Raw genomic sequence first — 22,241 nt, 5'->3', positions numbered from 1 at the left:
CGGTTCCGGTTTTTTGTTGTGAACACTGAAAAAGGAACATGACGTGTTTTGTTCCAGCTTCTTTTTATGCTTACTTGTTCTCTGGGTGATCTTTGCGGTCCCAGCATTCAATATTTTTAAGGTCCGGCATTGTATCCGCATAAAATACCGGGTCTTTGCCTTTTTTACGTTGTGCACGATAATCTTTTAGTAAGCGGAATGCCGTTTTATTAAGCATGAAAATCGCTACTAAGTTAATTAATGCCATGATGGCCATAAAGAAATCAGCTAAGTTCCATACGAGTGATACTTTTGCCATGGCACCGAACATTACAAATCCTAATACAAGAAGACGATAAAATAGCATCGTTTTTTTGGATTTTTTAATGAAATCTAAGTTCGTTTCACCGTAGTAATAGTTGCCGATAACAGAACTAAAGGCAAACATAAAGATTGCCACCGTTAAGAAAATACCGGCCCAGTCGCCAAGTTGTACAACAAGCGATTCCTGTGTAATGTCAACACGTGAATTTTGGCCATCAACATTTTGGTAAACACCACTTAATAAAACGATTGCGGCAGTCGCGGTACAAACGAGCATCGTATCTACGAAAACGCCTAATGTTTGAATAAGTCCTTGTTTAACGGGGTGAGAAACATTGGCTGTTGCCGCGGCATTTGGCGCAGAACCAAGACCTGCTTCATTTGAGAATAACCCGCGTTTAAAGCCTTGCATAATGGCTGCACCGACGGCACCACCAGCACCGGCTTCAAAGGTAAAGGCTTTCTCAAAGATTAACGCAAAAACGCTAGGAAGTGATGTGAAGTTTAAAATAATAATAACAATCGCAATGCCGATATAAGCAATCGCCATCACTGGTACAAGCCATTGTGTGACTTGAACGATGCGTTGTACGCCACCGAAAATAATCATCGCTGTTAAACTAACAACGACAATCCCAACCCAGACTTTGTCAAAGCCAAAACTGTTGCCCATGGAAGCGGCGATAGTATTCGTTTGAACGGCATTAAATACAAAGCCATAGCAAAGCGTAATGGCAATCGCAAAGGCAATCCCCATCCAGCGCTTGTTGAGGCCACGTTCCATATAGTACGCAGGGCCCCCACGGAAGTCATTGCCATCGCGAATTTTATAAAGCTGTGCGAGTGTACTTTCGACGAATGAAGAAGCAGCGGCAATTAATGCCATTACCCACATCCAAAACACAGCCCCCGGTCCACCTAATGCAATCGCGGTTGCGACACCGGCAATATTACCAGTACCAATACGTGATGCGGCGGAAATCGTAAAGGCTTGGAAGGAAGAAACCCCTTTTTTGCCTTTACCATCAATCGTAGCTTTGTCCGTTAACACACGGAACATTTCAGGGAATAATGTGAACTGCATCCCGCGTCCACGAACGGTGAAGAAAATACCAACGATTAAAATAATCGCAATAATGACGTAAGAATAAAGATAATCGTTGACTGTAAGAATAAAATTGTCTAACCAATCCACTTTTTAATCAGTCCTTTCCATAGGACAGTATACCCCTAAACGAATTTAAAAAACGTTGATTATTTATTTGCAATAGTAAAATAATTTTTCACTATAAAAAAAGACCGTTGATAACGGCCTCTTACGAATGCTTTTTTAATTGTTCAAGCGCTTTATCAACAGCGGTTGTATCCGTTGCTTGTAAGCCTTGTAGGCGCCTTTGCTGGAATTCATTAAACAGCTCGGGGTCGTCCTTTAATGCTGCTTCGTAAATCGTTACTGTGGTCTCTTTTTGTTCGTGCAATAATTGTTGTACTTTTTCTAGTTCTCTTGTGACTGTCTCTTTTGTACGGGGTGGCGCAAAGTCTTTCATACTATGTTTCATTAAAATATTCTCCTTTTGATATAGCTATTGGTACTTGTTATATACTAGAACGAAGATGATTGTCAATTTTAAAGGGGGATTTTTCATGTATGCATTAACAACAGCACAAATGCAGGCGCTTGAGCGCTATACGATTGAGACGATTGGTATCGATGGCGGCACATTAATGGAAATTGCCGGCAATGCCGTCGTGATGGCCCTGCGCGAGCATGAGTTACTTACGCATGAGCGCATTGCGATCGTGTGCGGTACCGGTAATAACGGCGGCGACGGTTTTGTCATCGCTAGGCGTCTCATTGATTTAGGCTATGATGTCCGGATTGGACTAGCTGTCGAGGAACAGCAATTACGTGGCGATGCCAAAACACAGTATCATATTTTAAAACGCCGTGGTATTCCGGTGACATTACTAATAGAAGAAGTGCAAACAACAGCTTGGTTGGCCTCTTGTGCCGTGCTAATCGATTGTTTACTAGGTACGGGTGCGAGCGGGGCATTGCGTGGGCATATGACATGGTTAATTCCGCTAATAAATGCGCTCGAAAAAATGGTTGTGGCGATTGATTTACCATCAGGTTTACATGCTAATAGTGGGGAAGTTGTCGATGCGGCGATTGAAGCGGATTATACGCTGACGCTAGCACAACCGAAAATTGGTTGCTATTTACAACAAGCTTCGCATTATATAGGCGAGCTTATAGTGGTCGATATTTCAGTGCCCGAAACCCTTGTGGACACACTTCACATGACGGCACCAACAATTGTTACGCCCGCGCTCGTCAAAGCGGCGTTACCGGCACGCCCGTTAGATGGTCATAAGGGGACATTTGGTCATGGTGCAGTGATTGGTGGCTCGCAGCATTATGTTGGCGCACCGCTCTATAGTGCCAAGGCGGCGTTTCATAGTGGCATTGGGCTTATTTCGCTTATTGTACCCGAAGGATTAATGCCAAGCATGATGTTACAAGCGCCGGAAGTATTATTAAAGAGCGCAGCGTCAGAAGATGGGTATATGACAAAAGAAGGCGTTGCGCTACATGATTTTACAAAAATACGCGCGGTAGCGTTTGGACCAGGGTTAGGGCGTGCAGCGCAGCTTCAAGAAGTTGCAGCATGGCTGTTGGCGCTTGAAGGACCGGAGACGATTATCGTTGATGCGGACGGTCTCTATATGATGAAACCGTTGTTACAACATGTTCGTGCGACGGGCAAATGTGTTATCTTGACGCCGCACCCAGGAGAAATGGCCATGTTATGCGATACGACCATTGCAGAGATTGAACAACATCGATTTTCGTATGCGCGCGATTTAGCACAGAAATTCGGGGTATATGTGTTATTAAAAGGGCATCGTTCGATTGTAGCGACGCCAGACGGAGCACAGTGGCTCATTCCAATTGGCAGCAGTGCTCTTGGAAAAGGAGGGAGTGGCGACGTTTTAACCGGCTTGATTTTATCATTCGTGACACAGCGCGTGCCGGCGGAGCAAGCGTTGTATACCGCGGCATATTTACAGGCAGAGACCGCGGAAAAACTTGCCGCACAGCATAGTCATTACAGCGTAACACCTGAAATGGTTGTGACACATTTAGGACAGCGAATTGCGTGTTTTGTGAAGTGAATTTGTCTAAGTTGAAACAGCAGTGTGACAGACTTTTGACGTCAGGCATTATTTTTTACCTTTAAAGTTAACGTAACCAATGATAACTAGTTTTTAGATTATAAATACCTATAAAACAGGTAGAAAAATGAATATAAAACTTTCCAAAAGTTTCACAATTTGAACACGTAATCGTGAAACTTTTTTTGAATTATAGGCTATTTTTCTTAAAATTGCGTAGTATACTGTAACTGTAAAAATAAATGACAAGCTTCAAAAAAAGGAGGATGCACAATGGATGTTTTAGAGTTGGCTCGTGTGCAATATGCACTGACAACGATTTTTCACTTCTTCTTCGTTCCGCTTTCGATTGGGACTATTTTTATCGTCGCGATCTTCGAAACGATGTATTTATTTAAGAAAAAAGCAGAATACTTACGGATGGCAAAATTCTGGGGTAAGATTTTTTTACTATCCTTTGCGATAGGGGTTGTAACAGGGATTTTACAAGAATTCCAATTCGGCATGAACTGGTCTGAATATTCGCGCTTTATGGGTGACGTATTCGGCGCACCATTAGCAGTAGAAGCACTTTTAGCATTCTTTATGGAATCTACATTTATCGGTATTTGGATGTTTGGACGCGGCAAATTACCCGATTGGGTCATAACCGTTTCTGCATGGCTCGTTAGTATTGGGACATTACTATCGGCGCTTTGGATTTTAGCAGCTAACTCATTTATGCAAGAACCTGTAGGCTTTGAAATTCAAGACGGCAAAGCCGTATTAACCGATTTTATGGCGCTGTTAACAAATCCACAGCTTCAAGTAGAATTTCCACATACGGTATTTGGCGCATTAGCAACTGGCGCATTCGTTATTGGTGGGATTAGTGCCTATAACTTGTTAAAGAAAAAAGACGTCGAGTTTTTCAAAACATCATTTAACATCTCAATGATTGTTGCGGCAATCGCGTCACTTGCGATTGCATTTTCTGGACACGCACAAGCAAAACATTTAATGGACTCACAACCAATGAAAATGGCCGCTTCTGAAGCGCTTTGGGATGACTCAGAGGACCCGGCAGCATGGACAATTTTAGCCATCGGTGACCAACAAGAGGAAAAAAATACGTGGAATATCGACTTACCATTCGCATTAAGTTATTTAGCATATGGTGAATTCAGTGGCTCTGTTGAAGGGATGAAAACACTGCAAGCGAAATACGAAGAAAAATATGGTGAAGGTGTAGACTACATTCCACCTGTATGGCCTGTATTTTGGAGTTTCCGTATTATGGCAGGCTTCGGTGGTGTCATGCTCGTATTATCAATACTTGGTTTATGGTTCGGTAATCGTCGAAAAGGTATTTTGGCAACACCAACATGGTTCCTGCGAACAATGATGTTTGCGATGGCAGCACCATTTATTGCGAATACAGCAGGTTGGATTATGACGGAAATTGGTCGCCAACCTTGGACGGTGTTTGGCTACTATACAACGGCGCAATCGGTGTCACCAAACGTTTCAATGGGACAATTATTATTCTCAACGATTTCATTTAGTACCGCCTATGTTATTTTAGCGATTATTATGATTTACATGGTTGCACGCGTCGCAAAACAAGGACCGTCAATTATCGATACAGCACCAAAGCAAGAAAATGTTGATTTAATGGATAAGGAGGCGTTTAAATAATGGATTTAACTGTATTTTGGTTTATCTTAATCGCCGTATTATTTACTGGATTTTTCTTCTTAGAAGGTTTTGACTTTGGCGTCGGCATGTCAACGCGCCTAATTGCCAAAAATAAAAATGAACGCAATCAATTAATGTCAACAATTGGACCGTTCTGGGATGCCAATGAAGTTTGGCTCATTACAGCAGGTGGGGCGTTATTTGCAGCATTCCCTAGCTGGTATGCCACAATGTTTTCAGGTTACTACACCTTATTTGTTATTTTCTTACTCGTATTAATCGCACGTGGTGTCGCGATTGAATATAGTCACCACACACATACAGATAAATATATTAACTATTGGCACTGGCTTATTTTTGGTAGTAGTGCACTCGCACCGTTTTTACTAGGGATGTTATTTACGAGTCTTGTGCAAGGAATGCCAATCGATAAAGATATGCATTTATTCGGCACATTTACAGATTACGTGAACGTTTATTCTGTCGTTGGTGGTGTAGCGGTTATGCTCTTATCGCTCGTTCACGGATTAACGTTTATCGGCATTCGTACAGAAGGCGTTGTACGTGAGCGCGCACGCCAAATGTTAAGCAAGCTCTTTATCGTGTTATTAGCAGGCGAGGTTGTCTTCGCTGTCTTAACGTACACGAGCACGGACTTCTTTACAGTACGACCGGTTGCTACACCAGTATTTTTAGCGATTACAGTAGCATGTACATTACTTGCCTGGGCATTTGCGACAAAGAAAAAGGAAAGCATTGCTTTTACGATGACGGGTCTTGCTTTTGCCTCGGTTGTCATCATGTTATTCGTTGGGTTGTTCCCACGCGTCATGATTAGCTCGATTGACCCCGCATTTAATTTAACGATTGATAATGCGTCATCAGGCGATTACACCTTATCTGTTATGACAAAAATTTCAGTCGTCTTATTACCATTCGTTTTAGGGTATCAAATTTGGAGTTACTATATTTTCCGTAAACGGATTCACCCAACAAAGAAATAGGAGATGGAGAACATGATCGATCGAGCGCTATTTACATTACCACGCATTAAAGGGGTATTTGTATGCTTAGGGGTACTAGCCCTGTTGCAGGGCACGATGACCATCCTACAAGCCATTTATTTAGCGACAGCGATTACGCATGTTTTCCACAACGAGCCGCTGTCTGAACAGTGGCTTCTTTTATTGTTATTTGCGGCGTGTTTTATTGGCAAACAAGTCATTGTTGCCTTACGTGAACGCTTTATTACGGCCTATGCGAAAAAAATCGGTCACCATTTACGCGACGATTTATTGCATCATATTTTTGATGTAGGATCGCAGCGTACTGCAACCGGACAAACGGTGACATTAGCCGTTGAAGGGATTCGCAATGTTGAAACGTATATTAAGCTCTTTTTACCGAAGCTGATGAATATGCTGATAATCCCGACCATGATTGTCGTGTTCGTTTGGACAGAAAATGTGCGCTCTGCGATTATATTGGTTGTCGTCGTACCGATCCTCATTTTCTTCTTGGCGCTTGTAGGTCTTGCAGCAAAGGCAAAAGCTGATCGCCAGTATGAGTCCTACGAACAGTTATCAAACCACTTCGTAGATTCCTTACGCGGCATTATGACATTACGTGTATTAGGACTTAGTAAACGTTATGACCGTAATATTGAACGGGTTAGTGAACAATACCGCAAAGCAACTATGAGCACATTACGTTTGGCCTTTTTATCAACATTTGCCCTCGAGTTTTTTACGAGTTTATCCGTTGCCATTGTTGCATTGTTTTTAGGGCTTGGTTTAATTAATGGCACAATCGTGTTATTACCGGCATTAACTGTTCTCATTGTGGCACCGGACTATTTTTCACCAATTCGCGAGTTTGGTAGTGATTATCATGCAACACTTGATGGGAAAAATGCTTTTAAGACAATTCAACAAGCACTAGAGGAGCACCGACAATCGCTTGACCATACGCCGGTAGCACAGTGGGATGAGAAAAGCCAATTAATGCCCGATGGCGTGCGTGTTAAAGATCGTGTAATACCAAAAGCGTGGCATGTAACGGCACAAGGCTATGAGAAAATTGGCATTATTGGTGCCTCAGGTGCCGGGAAATCAACGTTATTATCATTACTTGGAGGGTTTTTAAATACGACAGGCGGCCGTATTACGGTTAATGGTCAAGTATTACCATCGTTATACAATGCAGATTGGCAACGCCAATTGTATTATATTCCACAACACCCTTATATTTTTCACGATACATTACGCAATAACATTGCCTTTTATACACCACATGCGAGTGAGGAGGCGATTATAGCGGCTTGTGATCGTGCGGGATTACGTGAAGTAATTGAGGCATTGCCCCATGGTTTAGATGAATGGATTGGGGAATCTGGAAGAATATTGAGTGGAGGACAAGAACAACGAATTGCGCTAGCACGTGCTTTTCTGGAAGACCGCCGCATATTATTATTCGATGAACCGACCGCGCATCTAGATATCGAAACGGAAGCGGAATTAAAGGAGCGCATATTACCGTTATTTGACGAGCGTCTTGTCTTTTTTGCAACGCATCGCTTGCATTGGATGCACAATATGGACCGGATTATTGTCATTGATGATGGTGAAATTGTCGAAGTTGGCACCCATGAACAACTTATGAAACAACAAGGTCACTATGCTGCACTTATTGCCGCACAAGGAGGAAAATGTCATGAACGATTGGATTAAGCCTTATGTAAAAGCGCATAAAGGCCTGCTTATATTGACGATTCTTTTCGGCGTGGGTGCACTCATTGCTGCATGTGCACTCTTGTTTACATCGGGATATTTAATTTCAAAGTCGTCATTACGACCTGAAAATATCTTGCTTGTCTACGTGCCAATTGTCTTAGTACGTGCATTTGGGATTTCACGTCCCGTACTTAATTATTTACAACAGCTTGCAAGCCATTCCTTTGTATTAGCCGTGTTATCAAAAATGCGCGTGCGATTATTTCAACGATTAGAGACGCAGGCGCTCGTTTTAAAAGAACGTTACGCAATCGGCGATTTATTAGGGTTACTGGCCGATGACTTAGAGCATTTGCAAAACTTTTATTTAAAAACAATTTTCCCAGCGCTATTTGCACTTATATTGTATGGCATCGCGATTATCGCATTGGGTGTATTTAGCATTCCATATGCTTTGTTGTTAGCTTTGCTATTTGGCATCCTTGTATTTGTATTGCCATATGTAGCATTAAAACGCAATCGACAACATATGCTTGATATGAAAATAGTGCGGGCGGAACTTTATAATGACTTAACAGATGCTGTAATGGGTGCAACAGACTGGAAATTAAGTGGTCGTGCAGATCAAATGATTGCCGGGAAACAACAAATTGCTGCGCGTTATGACCGACTAGAAGCAAAAATTGAAGCATCGAGTCGTCGACGTTCGATTGTTTTTCAAGTAGTCGCTGCTGCGTCAGTGATTCTATTAGTTATGTTTGGAAGCGACATGGCGCAAACTGCTGTTTTTCATCCAATGTGGATTGCGGCCTTTGTACTTGTTGCGTTACCGCTACTTGAAGCGTTTATGCCAATTAGCGATGCAATTAGCCATTTCCCAAGTTATGACACGTCATTTGCACGTCTTATGGAAGTCGAGGGACGAAGCGAAGACGCACAGCCATGCACTACATTACCTACTGGGCCTTATACTGTTGATATATCAAATGTCGCTTTTCAATATGATAATAGGACCGTACTCCGGGATGTATCAATGACATGGCACCCACGTCAAAAAGTCGCGATTTTAGGGAAAACAGGTACCGGTAAAAGTACGCTTGGTAAGTTATTACTGGGGGCGTATAAGCCGACTGCTGGTACGGTAACGATTAACGGCGTGCATATGCATACGCTACGTCATGACACATCACAGCTTATCGCGGTCTTAGAACAAAAGCCGTATTTATTTGATACGACGATTATGAATAATATTCGACTTGGAAATGTTTCGGCAAGTGATGCGGAGGTTATTGAGGCGGCGAAAAAAGTTCAGTTGCATGAGATGATTGAGACATTACCACATGGCTATGACACGCGTGTCGAAGAACTTGGCACACGCTTTTCTGGTGGGGAACGTCAGCGTATCGCGCTTGCTCGTATTTTATTACAGCAAACGCCCATTGTATTATTAGATGAGCCAACTGTTGGTTTAGACCCCGTAACTGAGCAGGAATTGATTCATACGATATTTGAGGTTCTTAGCAATAAAACAGTCGTATGGATTACGCATCATTTAGCAGCAATGGCTCATATGGATACCATTTATATGCTTGAAAATGGTCGAGTACGTGTAAAAGGTTCACATGAACAGTTGTTAGCAGATGACGCAAGATACCGAAAATTATACGACTTAGACTATCCATTTGACTAATTTTATGATACAGTAGCGGGGACGATTGCTAGGAGTGTCAGTGTGACTGACTGAGAGAGCGCTACAGCCGCTTAATCCTTGAAACCTGATCTAGTTCATACTAGCGGAGGGAAGCAACTTACAAAGATAATAAGGGCCTGGCTCTTTTTCTTTTGGCAATCGCATCAGAAAGAGAGGGGCTTTTTATATGAAAAAAATGACGTTATTAGCGATGTATATCGCGATTTGTGTTATCGGCTCAAGTGTTGTGAGTATCCCGATTGGTGTGGCAAAAGTGGCGCCCATTCAGCATATGATGACCATTATTTGCACGGTAACACTAGGGCCGATTCCGGCAATTATACAGGCTATATTGGCATCACTTATTCGACTGATGATGGGGACGGGGACTTTATTAGCCATTCCAGGAAGCGTTATAGGGGCAGTGCTTGCAGGTATGCTCTATAGGATAACGAAAAGACGCATAGCCGCAATCAGTGGGGAAATAATTGGCACGGGCATCATCGCATCCCTTGTTGCGGTACCTTATAGTATGTTCTTTATGCATGCACCCGCGGTATCTGCGTTATTTTTCATGCCGTCCTTTTTATTGTCGACGGTGACAGGCGCCATGCTAGCGCTCGCGATACTAAAAGCTGTCCCAACACGCTATTTAGCGATTCAGTAGTGTAAAAGCCGACGTATGAACGACGTCGGCTTTTTTTATTGCCAAATACAGGCACAATAGAAGCCAATAGCGATAAGGATGCGGTATACTTTTTAGTAATGACTAATGGAAGAAGGGAATACTGTGCACTCAAAAGCTGTGCGATTTTTACGAACGATGGGCATTTTAGACGGCCTATCGCTATTAATTTTATTAGGTGTCGCGATGCCACTAAAATATGTGTGGGATTTGCCACTAGCGGTAACGATTATGGGCAGTTTGCATGGCGCCATTTTTATGTTGTATCTCGCGTCGATTGCGTGGGCGCAGTTACGTATGCAATGGCCCATTGTTTATTCCATTGTAGCGGTCCTTGTCGCCTTTATCCCATTTGGGAACTTTTTATTCGATCGATACATAAAGCGGGCTGAAGCACGTTATCGACCGCAACCATTTAAACAAATTTGGTTATTGTATGGTGCGATTTTCTTTACGTTTCTCGATTTATTCGCACAGCTTCCCGTCATGAGTACCTTTGCACTATCATTAGGCGCTTCGACGATGATAGCCGGACTTGTCGTTGGGATGTATTCTTTTACGAATATGTTTGGGAATATGGCGTCGGGTATTTTAACTGATCGTGTGGGAGCGAAGCGTATTGCAATAATTGGACTGATGCTTACGGTGCTATCATTATGTGCATATATGGTTATTGATTCACCGACCACCTTGCTCGTACTACGTGCCTGTCATGGCTTTGTGGCAGGGCTTATTACACCGGCCGCCTTTACGCTTGTCGCCAATCAAACAGCCCAGCAAACACAGGGCAGTCAGTCGGCATTAACCGGCGCCTTTGTCGGCATCGCGGCGATTTTAGGTCCTGCTTATAGCGGCATTGTGGCAACGCGTACCTCCGTACCATTTGTGCTGATAACGGTCGCAATAATTGGTGCCGTTGTCGTTGTGGCATTAATATTTTTACAGCTAACGGTGAAAAAGAAATCGCAGACGACGCAACAAAGCTTTAGCTGGAATGCACGCGCCATACGTGCCTTTATGGCCGCCTTTTTGCTGATGATGTCACAAGGGGCGCTGGCGTATTTATTACCAATTCGTATCGAATTATTAGGCTATGAATCGCGGTTAAGTGGCACACTAATGAGTATGTTTGGCATTGTAGCGGTCTTATTATTTGTACTGCCAACACGTTATGTATTTGATAAATGGTCTGCTAAATGGCTCATGGTGTTAGGGATTGCCTTTATTGGAATCAGTCAGTTTTTTATTAGTATCACAACGTCGCAAGCGCTGCTTTATGCGATACTTGCCCTGTATGGTATTGGCTTTGCGCTATTATTCCCCGCAATGAATCGCATGCTTATTGAAGGAACGACCGAACAAACAAGAGGGCGTGCGTATGGGTATTTTTATGCGTTCTTCTCGCTCGGTACGGTCGTTGGCTCATCGGGGCTGGCGTTATTACCTTTGTCACTTACTGGTCAATTTTATGTCATTGCAGGGGTGTTGCTAATCGCAAGTTGTCTCTTAAGCGTTACGAGGGACCGCGACATGCTATAATAAGCGCATAGTTAAAGGGGGCATTTAGAATGGAATGGCAATTAGATGCGCACATGACGTTACAACAATTAAGTGATGCGCATGCAGAGGCGATGTTTGCGGCAGTAGATGGACACCGTAGCTACTTACGCGAATGGCTTCCGTGGGTAGATGGCACGAAAACGATTTTAGATACGCGTCAATTTATCGCCTTCACCGAAAAGCAATTTGCGGTATCAGGCATTTTAAATATGGCGATTTTATATAAGGGACAGTTTGCAGGGACCGTTGGCACACATGCGCTCGATCGTGAAAATCGTTCGACATCGATTGGCTACTGGCTTGCGGAAGACTTTCAAGGGCATGGTCTTATGACGCGCAGTGTCGCAAGACTTGTCGACTATTTATTTGATGCCGTAAAGCTTCATCGTGTTGAAATTCGTGCAGCCGTCGAAAATCGTGCAAGTCGTGCCATTCCCGAGCGCCTTGGCTTTACACAGGAGGGTATCGCGCGTGAGTCGGAATGGCTGTATGACCATTTTGTCGACCATGCGGTGTATGCACTATTGGAAGGGGAACGTTCGTAATATGAAGATTCCATGGCAATTTGTATTATTTTTTGCATTAGCGTGGCTCGTTGTCATGCTAATTGTTAGCTATCTCGTCGTTGGGCGTGTCGTGTTTGGTCCAACGATTGTCGGCCTCGTTATTTTTGTCGGTGGTTGGTATTTACTTTTAAAATGGTATGCAAAGAGAAAAAAATAGCATGAAAAAAGGAGGCGCAGTATTGCGGCTCCTTTTTGCTTACATGTCTAATTCCGTAAACGCAAACGGTAATAATTCTTTTAACGCAAGCTCTTTAATATCCCCCGCGCGATTTGTTAAATAAACCGGCATATTCGGTGTGAAAAATTCAGCCATGACTTGGCGACAAATGCTACATGGTGGTAAGAAATCATCCGTGTCACCGGCAACGGCAATCGCTACAAAATCGCCTTTTTTATAACCCTGTGTTAGCGCCGTGAAAATCGCCGTACGCTCTGCACAGTTTGTGGCACCAAAAGACACATTTTCAACATTGACGCCCGTAATGACCGAGCCATCTGTTAAAAGTAACGCAGCTCCTACCGGAAAATTTGAGTATGGGCTATACGAGTTTTTTAAGACGCCGCGCGCCTCGTTCATTAACTGTTCTTTATTCATAAAAAGTACCCCTTTGTTATGTAGTGTATAGATAAACATACTTGATTGCTCTGCCTTTTGTAAAGCAGTAGTGAATGTTAAAATGAAATTACTAGATAGAATGCGAGGGATTTTATGAATTTTCAAACGACAGCATCATTTATTTTAGCATCACAGTCACCGCGCCGTCGTGAGTTATTTGCACAGCTCCATATACCATTTGACGTGGAATCAGCCGATGTTGAGGAGACAAGCGTGGCATTTCAGACAGCGTCGCAATATGTGCAAGACGTCGCGTTATTAAAGGCACAGGCCGTCGCGGCTAAACATCCAGATGCCGTTGTCATTGGCTCGGATACGATTGTTGTCTATCGTGACCAGCTTTTACATAAACCAAAAACGACAAATGAAGCGGTACAGCATTTGCAAAAACTACGCGGTAAAACACATGAGGTCCTAACGGCAGTTGCGATTGTCACCGCACAGAATACCTATAGTTTTGTCGAAACGACATCAGTGACATTCCGTATGGTTTCGGATGCTTTTATTGAGGCATATGTCGCAACAGGAGATCCATTTGATAAGGCAGGTGGCTACGGCATTCAAACGGATGGCGTCTTTTTTGTCGAAAAAATTGACGGCGATTACTTAACGGTTGTAGGCCTTCCACTTAGTCGCTTAACCGACGAATTACTACAGCATAACCTACTACAACTCGAAACACAGGAGGTGCAGGCATGAGCATTGTCATATTAGCTGAAAAACCATCGCAGGCAAAGGCGTATGCAGAAGCCTTTCCTGTCGCGAAAAAAACAAAACATTTTATTGAGCTTGCGCCAAACGAGGTCTTTCCATCAGGGGCTGTCATTACATGGGGCATCGGTCATTTAGTGGAGCTAAAGGCACCGGCTGAGTATGATAGTGCTTGGAAGCGCTGGAAGTTAGATGTGCTGCCGATGATTCCTTCAAAATATGAATTTAAAGTAGCAAAAGGCAAGTGGGAGCAATTCCAGGAAGTGAAAAAATTGCTCAAAGCAGCAGACGTCTTAATTAATGCCTGTGACGTGGACCGCGAAGGCTCGAATATTTTTTATTCGATTTTGCGTCAGGCCGGCGTGCGCAATAAGCCGATTCAGCGTTTATGGATTAATTCACTAGAGGCCGACGAAATTCGTGCGGGCTTTCGTCAGCTTCAAGACAATGCGAAGGATTTACGGATGTTTAAAGAGGCCGAAACACGCCAAATTAGCGACTGGCTTGTTGGCATGAATGCGAGTCGTCTCTATACGGTGCTGTTAAAGCAGCAGGGGCTAAATGAGGTCATGTCGATTGGACGCGTGCAATCGCCAACGGTCTTTATGATTTATGAGCGTCAATGTGAAATTGAAAACTTTAAGCCGAAGAAATTTTATGAGCTAATGGGAAAATTCAATGCGGCACAAGGGGAATATAGTGGCAAGGCGAAGGTGAAAAAGGAGACGTATGAAGAAGCACTAGCGATTTTAACGCAGGCCGGCATTGCGGAGAATACGCCATTACCGGGTACGATTCAAAAAGTGACGAAAAAGATGAAGCGCAATCTACCACCAAAGCTGCATTCATTGTCAACGCTTCAACAAAAGGCCAATCGTCTATGGAAATTTAGCCCGAAAATGGTGCTTGAAACAGTACAGAAATTGTATGAGAAAAAGCTCGTATCGTATCCACGTTCGGATTGCCAGTTCATTACACCAGCAGAGTTTGCGTATTTAAAAGAAGCATTACCTGCCTTTCAGGACATTATGAAGGCGAATTTTGAACCCGCTAGTCTTGCGCCGTCGAAGCGCTATGTCGATGCCTCAAAAGTAGAGGAGCACTATGCCATCATTCCGACGAAAACGGTACCGACTGTAGCGAAGCTCGCGAAATTAAGTGACCCTGAAAAACGATTATATGTTGAAATTATGCGCACGACATTGGCGATGTTCCACCGAGATTATATGTATGAGGAAACGACGATTGAAACAAATGTACAGGGTATTGTCTTTTATTCGGTCGGCAAAGTCGAAAAAGACCGCGGCTTTCAGGAGCTATGGCCGCAGAAGAAAGATGATAAGGAGCCGCCGAAGCTACCGATTGTCGAGCAGGGCGAGGAAGTTGCCGCACTTATTCATGTCCATGAGGGTGAAACGAAGCCACCGAAACCATTTACCGAGGGCCAGCTCATTCAAATGATGAAAACATGCGGGAAGCTTGTCGATGATGAGACAGAGAGCGATATTTTAAAAGAGGTAGAGGGCATTGGGACCGAGGCGACGCGTGCGGGCATTATTGAAACGATAAAACGCCATGAGTATATTCAAGTGACGAAAAACATTGTGTCATTAACGCCAAAGGGTCGCGTATTATGCCAGGTCATTACCGGCTCACTCCTTGCGAGTCCAACGATGACCGCTAAGTGGGAAACGTATTTGCGGAAAATTGGGAAAGGAACGGGGACACAGGAGGCCTTTTTTGCGAGTGTCGAGAAGTTTTTACGTCATTTAATCGACACGACACCAGCTATGGTCGCGAAAACGGATTTATCGGAAGCGAAGGCAGCAGCGACACCGGTGTCATCGACGAAGCCAATCGTTACCTGTCCAGCATGTAAGGAAGGGCAACTTATTGAGCATAAATCCTTTTACGGCTGTACGAACTATAAGGGCGGTTGCAAATTTACGGTATCTAAAATTATCGCACAGAAGAAAATTTCACCGAAGCAATTAACCGATTTAGTAACGAACGGTGAAACAGCTAAATTAAAAGGCTTTAAATCGAAAAAAGGCAATCCATTTAGCGCGAAACTAATGTTAGAAAATAATAAAGTAACATTCGCCTTTGCGGATAAATAGGAGATGAGCATCATCGAGGAGTTAGCAGTTTTTAATGAGCACGATCAGCGAGTAGGTATCGCCACACGCGACCATATTCATGCGTCTGGTTTATGGCATGAAACGTTTCATTGTTGGTTGATTGAAGAGAGGGAAGGCGAGCGCTTCGTTTATTTGCAGCTGCGAAGCGCCAATAAAAAAGATTATGCACTGCGCTATGATATTACAGCAGCGGGGCATTTACTCGCAACGGAAACGCCAGAAGATGGCATTCGTGAAGTGGCGGAGGAATTAGGGATTGACGTGAAGTTTTCTGAGCTACAGTCCATTGGCACATTACAAAATATCGTGCTAACACCAGCGATTTCAGACCGCGAATGGGCGCGTTGTTACGTCTATAAGGTGACGACACCTCAAACGTTCACGTTGCAACAAGAGGAGGTAGCAGCTCTTTTAACGTGTCGGCTAGCCGATTTTGCGGCATTGATTTACGGAGATGCACCAACTATATCATTGTATGATGTTCAAAGCGGGGAAGTCGAGACAACGACACGTGCCCAGCTCGTGCCACATCCGCAAAGTTATTATGAGGCGATTGTTGAGGCACTCATAAAAACACCATAAAAAAGACTAGACGAAACACGTCATTTTCCTTTTAGCGTTCACAACGAAAAACCGGAACCGTGCTACAGCACGATTCCGGTTTTTCTTATGCTCATAAGAGAGGTTATTTTTAGACGTATGTCAAAGCCTCTTTTTCGTTAATATTTTTTGAAAAGTTCTGCTAAACGTTTGATGCCCTCATCAATAACTTCTGGTGTCGAGGCCGTATAGTTTAGGCGCAGGGTTGGCACATGTTGTGAACCTGTGTAGAAGGGGTCACCCGGTACGAAGGCAATATCCGCTTCCATTGCTTTTGAAAACATATCAAGTGCAGATTTATTATCCGGTAATGTGGCCCAAATAAACATCCCACCCTCAGGTTTTGTCCATGTCACACCCTCTGGCATGTATTTTTCAAGTGCGTCAAGCATCGCGTTTGCTTGTTTACCGTATAAATCAATGATTTTCTCAACATGCTCTTTATATTCATTATGTGTTAAATAATCATGCAGCACATATTGCGAGAAAATATTAGTGTGTAAATCAGCCGCTTGCTTCGCTGTTTCGACATGTGTCATTAATTCTTTGTTTTTTGAAATGATAAAGCCGATACGCATACCCGGTGCGACTGTTTTTGAGAATGAGCCTAAAATAACGCTATTTGGAAGGCGTCCACCACCAATATATGGTAGTGGTGTGCCTTCAAAGCGTAGCTCGCCGTATGGATCATCTTCGATTAATACGATGTCTGGGTAATCTTTTAAAATGTCATACACTGCGTCACGTTTTTCTTGTGTATACGTTAAGCCGGTTGGATTTTGGAAATTTGGTACAGTGTAAATGAATTTTGCATTTGGTTTTTCAAGCGCTTCTTTTAATTCATCAAGGTTTAAACCGTCCTGCTCAAGTGTTACAGGGTAGAATGTTGGCTGCGCAAGCATAAAGGCTTGAATCGCACCGAGATAGCCTGGCTCTTCGATAATAATGCCATCGCCCTCATTCACTAAAACTTGACCAAGTAATGTCAGTGCTTGCTGTGAGCCGGTTGTAATAATAATATCATCCGCTGTAATGCCTAAGTCGAAGTTATGATTGTACTTGTCTGCAATGTATTGACGAAGTGGTGCATAGCCTGTTGTTGTTGAGTATTGGAAAAGCTTACTACCGTCTTCATCGATGGCGCGGTTGACAGATTCACGTAGTTTTTCAACCGGGAATGAGATTGGATTTGGTAGTCCACCCGCAAAAGAGATTACATTTGGTGAATCTGTTACTTTTAAAATATTACGAATAAATGATGAAGGAGTGTCTAAGATTCGTTGAGAAAATTCCATATGCCTAACTTCCTTTACTTAAATAATTTTTTATAATTTTCTAAATTGTATCATTAAACAAATAGTGAACACAATATATCACAGACATCTATTTTCAGACAATTTTTAAAATTAAATGAATTAAATGGGTGAGTGCCGAAAATATTATCACAAAATAGCAAAAAAATGCATAGGAAATATTCTGCGAATGAATCAGTCGTGAATCGCCGTAGCGAATATAGATGTCGCCATTTCTTCTAGAATCGATTTCTCACGTAATATATAGCATCTTCCGTCTTTTTGGAGAAGACCGCGCTCTACAAACTGCGCTAAAACATGCAATAAATGACGATATGAAACGCCTAAAAATTCTGCGGCTTCGGTATGTTTTTCTTTATAAATGCCATTATTTTCAGACATCAAAATAAATTCAGCCAAACGATTTTCAAGTGGATAGGCTAAACTTTGCGACATTTTGGCGGAGTTATGCATGATTTTTTTACTCATATACAACGCTAAATGACGTAAAAAGGTGACATCATTTAATAAAAGCTCGCGTACATGTACAGTCGGGAATGCGAGGCAGCGTGTTTTTTGAGATGCTTGAATGCCCTTTGAATAATACCGTGCCTCAAGTAGCTCCATATCACCGATAAAGGAATGCGTGCCGAGGAAATGCAGCAGCGCGACTTTGCCGTTTGATTGGGTAAAATAAACCTTCACTTTACCGGATAAAATATAATACAAATACGCTGGCTCATCGCCCTCGACATTAATAAATTCACCGGCTTCAAAGTCATGAATCTCTGCAAATTGTTCAATGCTTTTTGGGAAAATCGCTTGCAGTGTGGCCTCTTCAACGAAGTGTTGTCTCGTTTCAGTCATTATTTTTTTCATCAAATGCCTCCAAAATATGAGATATCTCCTATTATACTAAAAAGTTTTCATGATACGATGCGAAAAAGGAGTGAATGACATGAACGTACAACGCTGGATGTCCGTCCGTTTTTTCTTATTTTTTATGGGCTGGGGCATCTTTTTACCGTATTGGACGGGCTATTTAGTTGATGGCAAAAACCTCTCGATTGAGCAGGCAAGCGTTATTATGAGCATCGGTTTACTTATGCGCGGGTTATCGACGATTACGCTTTATCCCATGATGAAAAAAACCGCGAGTGATTTACGTGTCTTACAGTGGGTCAGTGCGGCGGCCTTTTTGCTTGCTTGTAGCTATATCCCAGCACAGGGCTATATGCCGCTATTGATAATTACCGCTTTATTTAATTTCTTTTTCCCGATGCTAATGCCCGCGCTTGATGCGACGGCTGGCTCACTCACGCAGCATAGTCAGCTACGCTATGCGAAGGCACGCTCATTTGGCTCCATCGGCTTTATTTGTATGGTACTCATTATTAGTATGCTATCAGGTGCATTTGGGGACCAATTATTCCTTGGTGGCATGATTGTCATTTTGGCAATTTTTACTGCGCTGACATGGACGAAGGCGCCGGATAGTGTACGATTAGCACCCGCAGCGACCGCAGAACGCCCATCCTTTAAAAAATTATTTCAAGTGCGTCATTTCCCGCTTATTTTACTGCTGGCAATTTTACTACAAGGTGCACATGCTGCCTATTACAACTATGGCTATTTATATTTACAGGAGCTTGGCGTGTCGAAGTATTACATCGGTATGATTATTAATGTGTCGGTGTTATTTGAAATTATGCTGTTCACATACGCCGATCGATTGTTTAAAAAATGGACGCCTGGCATGATGTTTGCACTTGCGGCGGCAGGTTCAACTGCGCGCTGGTGCATCATTTATTTCTTCCCAAACGTCGAGCTGTTTATCGTTAGTCAGCTGTTCCATAGTTTATCGTTTGCGCTTGCACATTATGCGTTTATGCGCTTTATTACCGCGAATGTACCAACAAATTATTTACCGAGTGCACAAGGACTGTATGCGACATTTGCACAAAGTTTTGCGACCGCGCTCATGACCTTTTTTGCGACGTACTTGTACACAATGTCGATGCAGGCGGCTTTCCTCGGCATGATTGTCTTTACAATTCCCGCATTTTTCATCGCTTTTTACATTGGTAGAAAACAGTTGTCCAGTACAGAAAAACACGCATAGAACAGCTATTTTCAGAAAAAACTTTTAACAGTTATTTCGCGATATTTTGCACTATAATTACGTTGATTAAAGCATTTGAACGTAAAAGGGGATAGAGAAATGCATCATGTACGCGACATTAGCATGATTTTAATTGGCTCGATTATTATTGCACTTGCCTATAATTTTTTATTAATTCCACACGAAATTTTAAGTAGTGGTTTAAGCGGGATTGCGATGATGCTCGGGATTATTACACCATTTGATACCGGAGTACTTAACTTTTTATTAAATTTACCATTATTGATTTTAGGCGTTTGGAAATTAGGTAAGAAATTTATTACGTATACGATTTTATCGGTTGTGACCATTTCAGTGAGTTTATCGGTTATTCCAATTGTCGGCTTTACCGAGGACCCCATTTTAGCGGGTATTTTCGGTGGGGTAATTGCCGGACTTGGGATTGCAATTGTCTTTAAGGCATCGGGGTCATCAGGTGGCTTTGATATTATTGCGATGCTCCTTAGTAAGCGTAGTAATTTCCCGCTTGGAACGATTATTTCGGGCTTGAATGCGGTTGTTGTCATTGCATCGGGCTTTGTATTTGGTTGGGATGCGGCATTAAATACACTTGTTAGCATTTATGCGACAGGTAAGGTAATCGACTTAATTCACACGAATCATATTAAGCTAACGGTGACGATTATTACCGCCAAAGGGGAAGAAACAAAGGATGCACTGCTTTCAGGACTGTATCGTGGTATTACGATGACAGAAGGTAAGGGTGGTTACACGGGCGAAAAACGCGACATTTTAATGACGGTTATTACACGTTATCAATTAAATGAAGTGAAAGAAATTGTCAAACAAGTCGATCCACAAGCATTTATGAACATTACACAAACGGTTGAAGTGGCAGGTAATTTTGACCGAGGCTAATACGAGGGAATCGTGCAGTTGCACGGTTCCTTTTTTAGATATTTGGTATACTAAACATACTTAAAGCGTAAGGAGTTTTTTTAGATGAATGAATTCAAACAATTTTTAGTCGACAGTGTCGCACAGGATTATAGTCAAGCATTCGACAGCTTATCAAGCGAGGAAAAACAGCAAGTGACGATGAAGCTTGCGGAAATTTATACCATACTAGATGAGCCACAAAAAGCACAGCGCATGACCGCGGCCGTTCAAACAGCCGAGGCACGTCAAATCGAGGCACAAGCTCTTTTTGCGCAACAAAAAAAGGACGCGGCGATTACGCGTTATTTGGAGTCCTTTCAAATGGAGCCGACAGCCGAAACGTATTTACAACTCGCAGCATTGTATGAACAAGCAAATCAACGAGAAGATAGTGCCTACTATACGATGATGGCACATAAATTAAATGCCTACAAATCACTCGCGGCATTACACGGCATGGCAGTGCAAGAAGCGGTTTTTGAGCAGGCCCGTCAAATGATTGACCATCCAGGAAGCTTTGATGGCTGGCTTGAATCCGTCATACGTTTAAATGATGAGGAATTAGCGCAGTCTGACAATGTGCCACTGATTGAAGAACCAAAGCGCACGACAGTAAAGCCGAAAATTGTAGTAGCAGCAGCGACAGAGCCTGTCATCGCACAAAAAGAGGAACGACCACTAGTAGAGACGCCACTGCTCGCACCAGAACAAGCGATTCAGCCACCAGTGATGCCACCACAGCAACAGGCATCACCTTATGTCGACCCACATGCATTTATTGCTGCACAGCAAGCACAGCTAGAAGAGACGAAAGAAACAACGGATAATGATGATTTAAATGACTTTGAAAGCATGTATTTTGGTGAGATGTACGAGGACTAGGTAGTAAGGTATGTGAATTTTCATTCGTTAAAATCAACTAGAAGTATCATTCAATCGCCGGTAATAAAGAGAATAAACCATATAGGAAGCGCTAATGGAGGTGTTCGATATGATTTTATGGCCCGTTTTTTATCGGCATGCTTGTCGGATTTATCGCATTAAAACTGACGATGCGCTTTCGAGCGAAACGGAAATCCTTTGCGGTAGTAAGTGTAACAAACATTGTATTCATGGTGCTTGGGGGTGTATACGCCGTATATGGTGCATTGAACTACAGCTATGTCGGAAAATCACTATTATTTTTAGGCATGGCCCTTGTGGCATTTGGCTGTATGGCATTTGCGACATCACGTACAGTTAAGCCTCATTAAAAAATCGAGCAATCACACTATTTGCGGATTGCTCGATTTTTTGCGAATTCGTGTCAAATTAACAGAATATATTGACAGAACAGACTTTGTAGTGCATGATAGACAACAAATATAAGCGTAAGAAAGATTAGTACATGTAGCATGCACGGGTAGAGAACGCTCTCCATCGGCTGA

General features: G+C 42.8%; 21 protein-coding genes and 1 riboswitch. Of the genes, 16 read left to right on the top strand and 5 right to left on the bottom strand.

Translation table 11 applies throughout. The features are described from left to right. Positions 1 to 70: 70 nt before the first annotated feature. Positions 71 to 1,498, bottom strand: coding sequence for an alanine/glycine:cation symporter family protein (locus KTHG_RS06260; RefSeq protein WP_139992259.1), 1,428 nt, complete (start codon positions 1,496 to 1,498; stop codon positions 71 to 73). 121 nt (positions 1,499 to 1,619) lie between these two features. Beyond that, complete coding sequence (locus KTHG_RS06255; protein WP_139992257.1) at positions 1,620 to 1,862, bottom strand: hypothetical protein; 243 nt, start codon at positions 1,860 to 1,862, stop codon at positions 1,620 to 1,622. 85 nt (positions 1,863 to 1,947) lie between these two features. Between KTHG_RS06255 and KTHG_RS06250 the strand changes: the two genes are divergently transcribed. The 9 genes from KTHG_RS06250 (at position 1,948) to KTHG_RS21105 (ending at position 12,550) form a co-directional block, all read left to right on the top strand. Next, the gene (locus KTHG_RS06250; RefSeq protein ID WP_186439512.1) at positions 1,948 to 3,483 is read left to right on the top strand and encodes an NAD(P)H-hydrate dehydratase; all 1,536 of its coding nucleotides are present in this window, start codon (positions 1,948 to 1,950) and stop codon (positions 3,481 to 3,483) included. 273 nt (positions 3,484 to 3,756) lie between these two features. Then, complete coding sequence (locus KTHG_RS06245) at positions 3,757 to 5,160, top strand: cytochrome ubiquinol oxidase subunit I (protein ID WP_139992253.1); 1,404 nt, start codon at positions 3,757 to 3,759, stop codon at positions 5,158 to 5,160. Then, entirely contained in the window at positions 5,160 to 6,164 is a 1,005-nt protein-coding gene (cydB, locus tag KTHG_RS06240) for a cytochrome d ubiquinol oxidase subunit II (RefSeq protein WP_029499025.1), read from the top strand. The genes KTHG_RS06245 and cydB overlap by 1 nt, the downstream gene beginning before the upstream one ends. Positions 6,165 to 6,179: 15 nt before the next feature. Continuing rightward, positions 6,180 to 7,889 (top strand): thiol reductant ABC exporter subunit CydD, encoded by a 1,710-nt coding sequence (gene cydD / locus KTHG_RS06235; RefSeq protein WP_139992748.1) that lies wholly within the window; start codon positions 6,180 to 6,182, stop codon positions 7,887 to 7,889. Further along, positions 7,873 to 9,582, top strand: coding sequence for a thiol reductant ABC exporter subunit CydC (cydC, locus tag KTHG_RS06230; RefSeq protein WP_186439510.1), 1,710 nt, complete (start codon positions 7,873 to 7,875; stop codon positions 9,580 to 9,582). Before cydD ends, cydC begins: the two co-directional genes overlap by 17 nt. A 20-nt stretch (positions 9,583 to 9,602) precedes the next feature. Beyond that, a riboswitch (TPP riboswitch) is annotated at positions 9,603 to 9,711 on the top strand. A 58-nt stretch (positions 9,712 to 9,769) separates the two neighbouring features. Beyond that, positions 9,770 to 10,249, top strand: a complete 480-nt coding sequence (gene thiW, locus KTHG_RS06225; RefSeq protein WP_126990180.1) for an energy coupling factor transporter S component ThiW — start codon at positions 9,770 to 9,772, stop codon at positions 10,247 to 10,249. Positions 10,250 to 10,372: 123 nt separating this feature from the next. Then, positions 10,373 to 11,806, top strand: a complete 1,434-nt coding sequence (locus tag KTHG_RS06220; protein WP_255512397.1) for an MFS transporter — start codon at positions 10,373 to 10,375, stop codon at positions 11,804 to 11,806. Positions 11,807 to 11,835: 29 nt separating this feature from the next. After that, entirely contained in the window at positions 11,836 to 12,372 is a 537-nt protein-coding gene (locus KTHG_RS06215; RefSeq protein WP_126990178.1) for a GNAT family N-acetyltransferase, read from the top strand. Between the two features lies 1 nt (position 12,373). Beyond that, positions 12,374 to 12,550, top strand: coding sequence for a hypothetical protein (locus KTHG_RS21105; RefSeq protein ID WP_186439509.1), 177 nt, complete (start codon positions 12,374 to 12,376; stop codon positions 12,548 to 12,550). A gap of 39 nt (positions 12,551 to 12,589) precedes the next feature. On the opposite strand, the gene cdd is transcribed toward KTHG_RS21105, so the two are convergent. Beyond that, positions 12,590 to 13,027: a cytidine deaminase gene (gene cdd / locus KTHG_RS06210; protein WP_139992744.1), complete on the bottom strand. Its 438-nt coding sequence runs from the start codon at positions 13,025 to 13,027 to the stop codon at positions 12,590 to 12,592. A gap of 75 nt (positions 13,028 to 13,102) precedes the next feature. Between cdd and KTHG_RS06205 the strand changes: the two genes are divergently transcribed. From KTHG_RS06205 to KTHG_RS06195, 3 genes are read left to right on the top strand one after another with little or no spacing between them, the layout of a single operon-like run. Continuing rightward, complete coding sequence (locus KTHG_RS06205) at positions 13,103 to 13,708, top strand: Maf family protein (protein WP_139992249.1); 606 nt, start codon at positions 13,103 to 13,105, stop codon at positions 13,706 to 13,708. Beyond that, the gene (locus tag KTHG_RS06200; protein WP_139992247.1) at positions 13,705 to 15,840 is read left to right on the top strand and encodes a type IA DNA topoisomerase; all 2,136 of its coding nucleotides are present in this window, start codon (positions 13,705 to 13,707) and stop codon (positions 15,838 to 15,840) included. The genes KTHG_RS06205 and KTHG_RS06200 overlap by 4 nt, the downstream gene beginning before the upstream one ends. A 3-nt stretch (positions 15,841 to 15,843) precedes the next feature. Further along, a complete protein-coding gene (locus KTHG_RS06195; RefSeq protein WP_139992245.1) occupies positions 15,844 to 16,443 on the top strand; it encodes an NUDIX hydrolase in 600 nt (199 codons plus the stop codon). A 137-nt stretch (positions 16,444 to 16,580) separates the two neighbouring features. Here the strand turns inward: KTHG_RS06195 and KTHG_RS06190 are convergent, their stop codons facing one another. Next, complete coding sequence (locus KTHG_RS06190) at positions 16,581 to 17,756, bottom strand: aminotransferase-like domain-containing protein (protein WP_139992243.1); 1,176 nt, start codon at positions 17,754 to 17,756, stop codon at positions 16,581 to 16,583. Positions 17,757 to 17,948: 192 nt separating this feature from the next. Continuing rightward, positions 17,949 to 18,632, bottom strand: a complete 684-nt coding sequence (yeiL, locus tag KTHG_RS06185; protein WP_139992241.1) for a transcriptional regulator YeiL — start codon at positions 18,630 to 18,632, stop codon at positions 17,949 to 17,951. A gap of 79 nt (positions 18,633 to 18,711) precedes the next feature. Here yeiL and KTHG_RS06180 point away from each other — a divergent pair, with 79 nt between their 5' ends. The 4 genes from KTHG_RS06180 to KTHG_RS06165 all read left to right on the top strand — a co-directional run bounded on the left by KTHG_RS06180 (position 18,712) and on the right by KTHG_RS06165 (position 22,067). Then, entirely contained in the window at positions 18,712 to 19,875 is a 1,164-nt protein-coding gene (locus tag KTHG_RS06180) for an MFS transporter (RefSeq protein ID WP_139992239.1), read from the top strand. 99 nt (positions 19,876 to 19,974) lie between these two features. Further along, positions 19,975 to 20,793 (top strand): YitT family protein, encoded by an 819-nt coding sequence (locus tag KTHG_RS06175; RefSeq protein ID WP_126990171.1) that lies wholly within the window; start codon positions 19,975 to 19,977, stop codon positions 20,791 to 20,793. Between the two features lie 84 nt (positions 20,794 to 20,877). Next, positions 20,878 to 21,696 (top strand): tyrosine-protein phosphatase, encoded by an 819-nt coding sequence (locus tag KTHG_RS06170; protein WP_139992237.1) that lies wholly within the window; start codon positions 20,878 to 20,880, stop codon positions 21,694 to 21,696. 137 nt (positions 21,697 to 21,833) lie between these two features. Continuing rightward, positions 21,834 to 22,067, top strand: coding sequence for a hypothetical protein (locus tag KTHG_RS06165; RefSeq protein ID WP_139992235.1), 234 nt, complete (start codon positions 21,834 to 21,836; stop codon positions 22,065 to 22,067). The last annotated feature ends 174 nt before the right edge of the window (positions 22,068 to 22,241 follow it).

It is taken from the genome of Kurthia sp. Dielmo (assembly GCF_000307285.2).
In the GTDB taxonomy this organism is placed as follows: Bacteria; Bacillota; Bacilli; order Bacillales_A; family Planococcaceae; genus Kurthia; species Kurthia populi.
The sequence above is the reverse complement of the archived record's forward strand: the minus strand, read 5'-3'. Positions and strand labels throughout refer to the sequence as shown.

Coding starts and splice junctions, on each gene's coding strand:
- KTHG_RS06250 (WP_186439512.1), top strand. CDS start 1,948: ATGTATGCATTAACAACAGCACAAATGCAGGCGCTTGAGCGCTATACG.
- KTHG_RS06165 (WP_139992235.1), top strand. CDS start 21,834: ATGCTTGTCGGATTTATCGCATTAAAACTGACGATGCGCTTTCGAGCG.
- KTHG_RS06200 (WP_139992247.1), top strand. CDS start 13,705: ATGAGCATTGTCATATTAGCTGAAAAACCATCGCAGGCAAAGGCGTAT.
- thiW (WP_126990180.1), top strand. CDS start 9,770: ATGAAAAAAATGACGTTATTAGCGATGTATATCGCGATTTGTGTTATC.
- cdd (WP_139992744.1), bottom strand. CDS start 13,027: ATGTTTATCTATACACTACATAACAAAGGGGTACTTTTTATGAATAAA.
- KTHG_RS06180 (WP_139992239.1), top strand. CDS start 18,712: ATGAACGTACAACGCTGGATGTCCGTCCGTTTTTTCTTATTTTTTATG.
- KTHG_RS06245 (WP_139992253.1), top strand. CDS start 3,757: ATGGATGTTTTAGAGTTGGCTCGTGTGCAATATGCACTGACAACGATT.
- yeiL (WP_139992241.1), bottom strand. CDS start 18,632: ATGAAAAAAATAATGACTGAAACGAGACAACACTTCGTTGAAGAGGCC.
- cydC (WP_186439510.1), top strand. CDS start 7,873: ATGAACGATTGGATTAAGCCTTATGTAAAAGCGCATAAAGGCCTGCTT.
- KTHG_RS06205 (WP_139992249.1), top strand. CDS start 13,103: ATGAATTTTCAAACGACAGCATCATTTATTTTAGCATCACAGTCACCG.
- cydB (WP_029499025.1), top strand. CDS start 5,160: ATGGATTTAACTGTATTTTGGTTTATCTTAATCGCCGTATTATTTACT.
- KTHG_RS06175 (WP_126990171.1), top strand. CDS start 19,975: ATGCATCATGTACGCGACATTAGCATGATTTTAATTGGCTCGATTATT.
- KTHG_RS06215 (WP_126990178.1), top strand. CDS start 11,836: ATGGAATGGCAATTAGATGCGCACATGACGTTACAACAATTAAGTGAT.
- KTHG_RS06195 (WP_139992245.1), top strand. CDS start 15,844: ATGAGCATCATCGAGGAGTTAGCAGTTTTTAATGAGCACGATCAGCGA.
- KTHG_RS21105 (WP_186439509.1), top strand. CDS start 12,374: ATGAAGATTCCATGGCAATTTGTATTATTTTTTGCATTAGCGTGGCTC.
- KTHG_RS06190 (WP_139992243.1), bottom strand. CDS start 17,756: ATGGAATTTTCTCAACGAATCTTAGACACTCCTTCATCATTTATTCGT.
- KTHG_RS06255 (WP_139992257.1), bottom strand. CDS start 1,862: ATGAAACATAGTATGAAAGACTTTGCGCCACCCCGTACAAAAGAGACA.
- KTHG_RS06170 (WP_139992237.1), top strand. CDS start 20,878: ATGAATGAATTCAAACAATTTTTAGTCGACAGTGTCGCACAGGATTAT.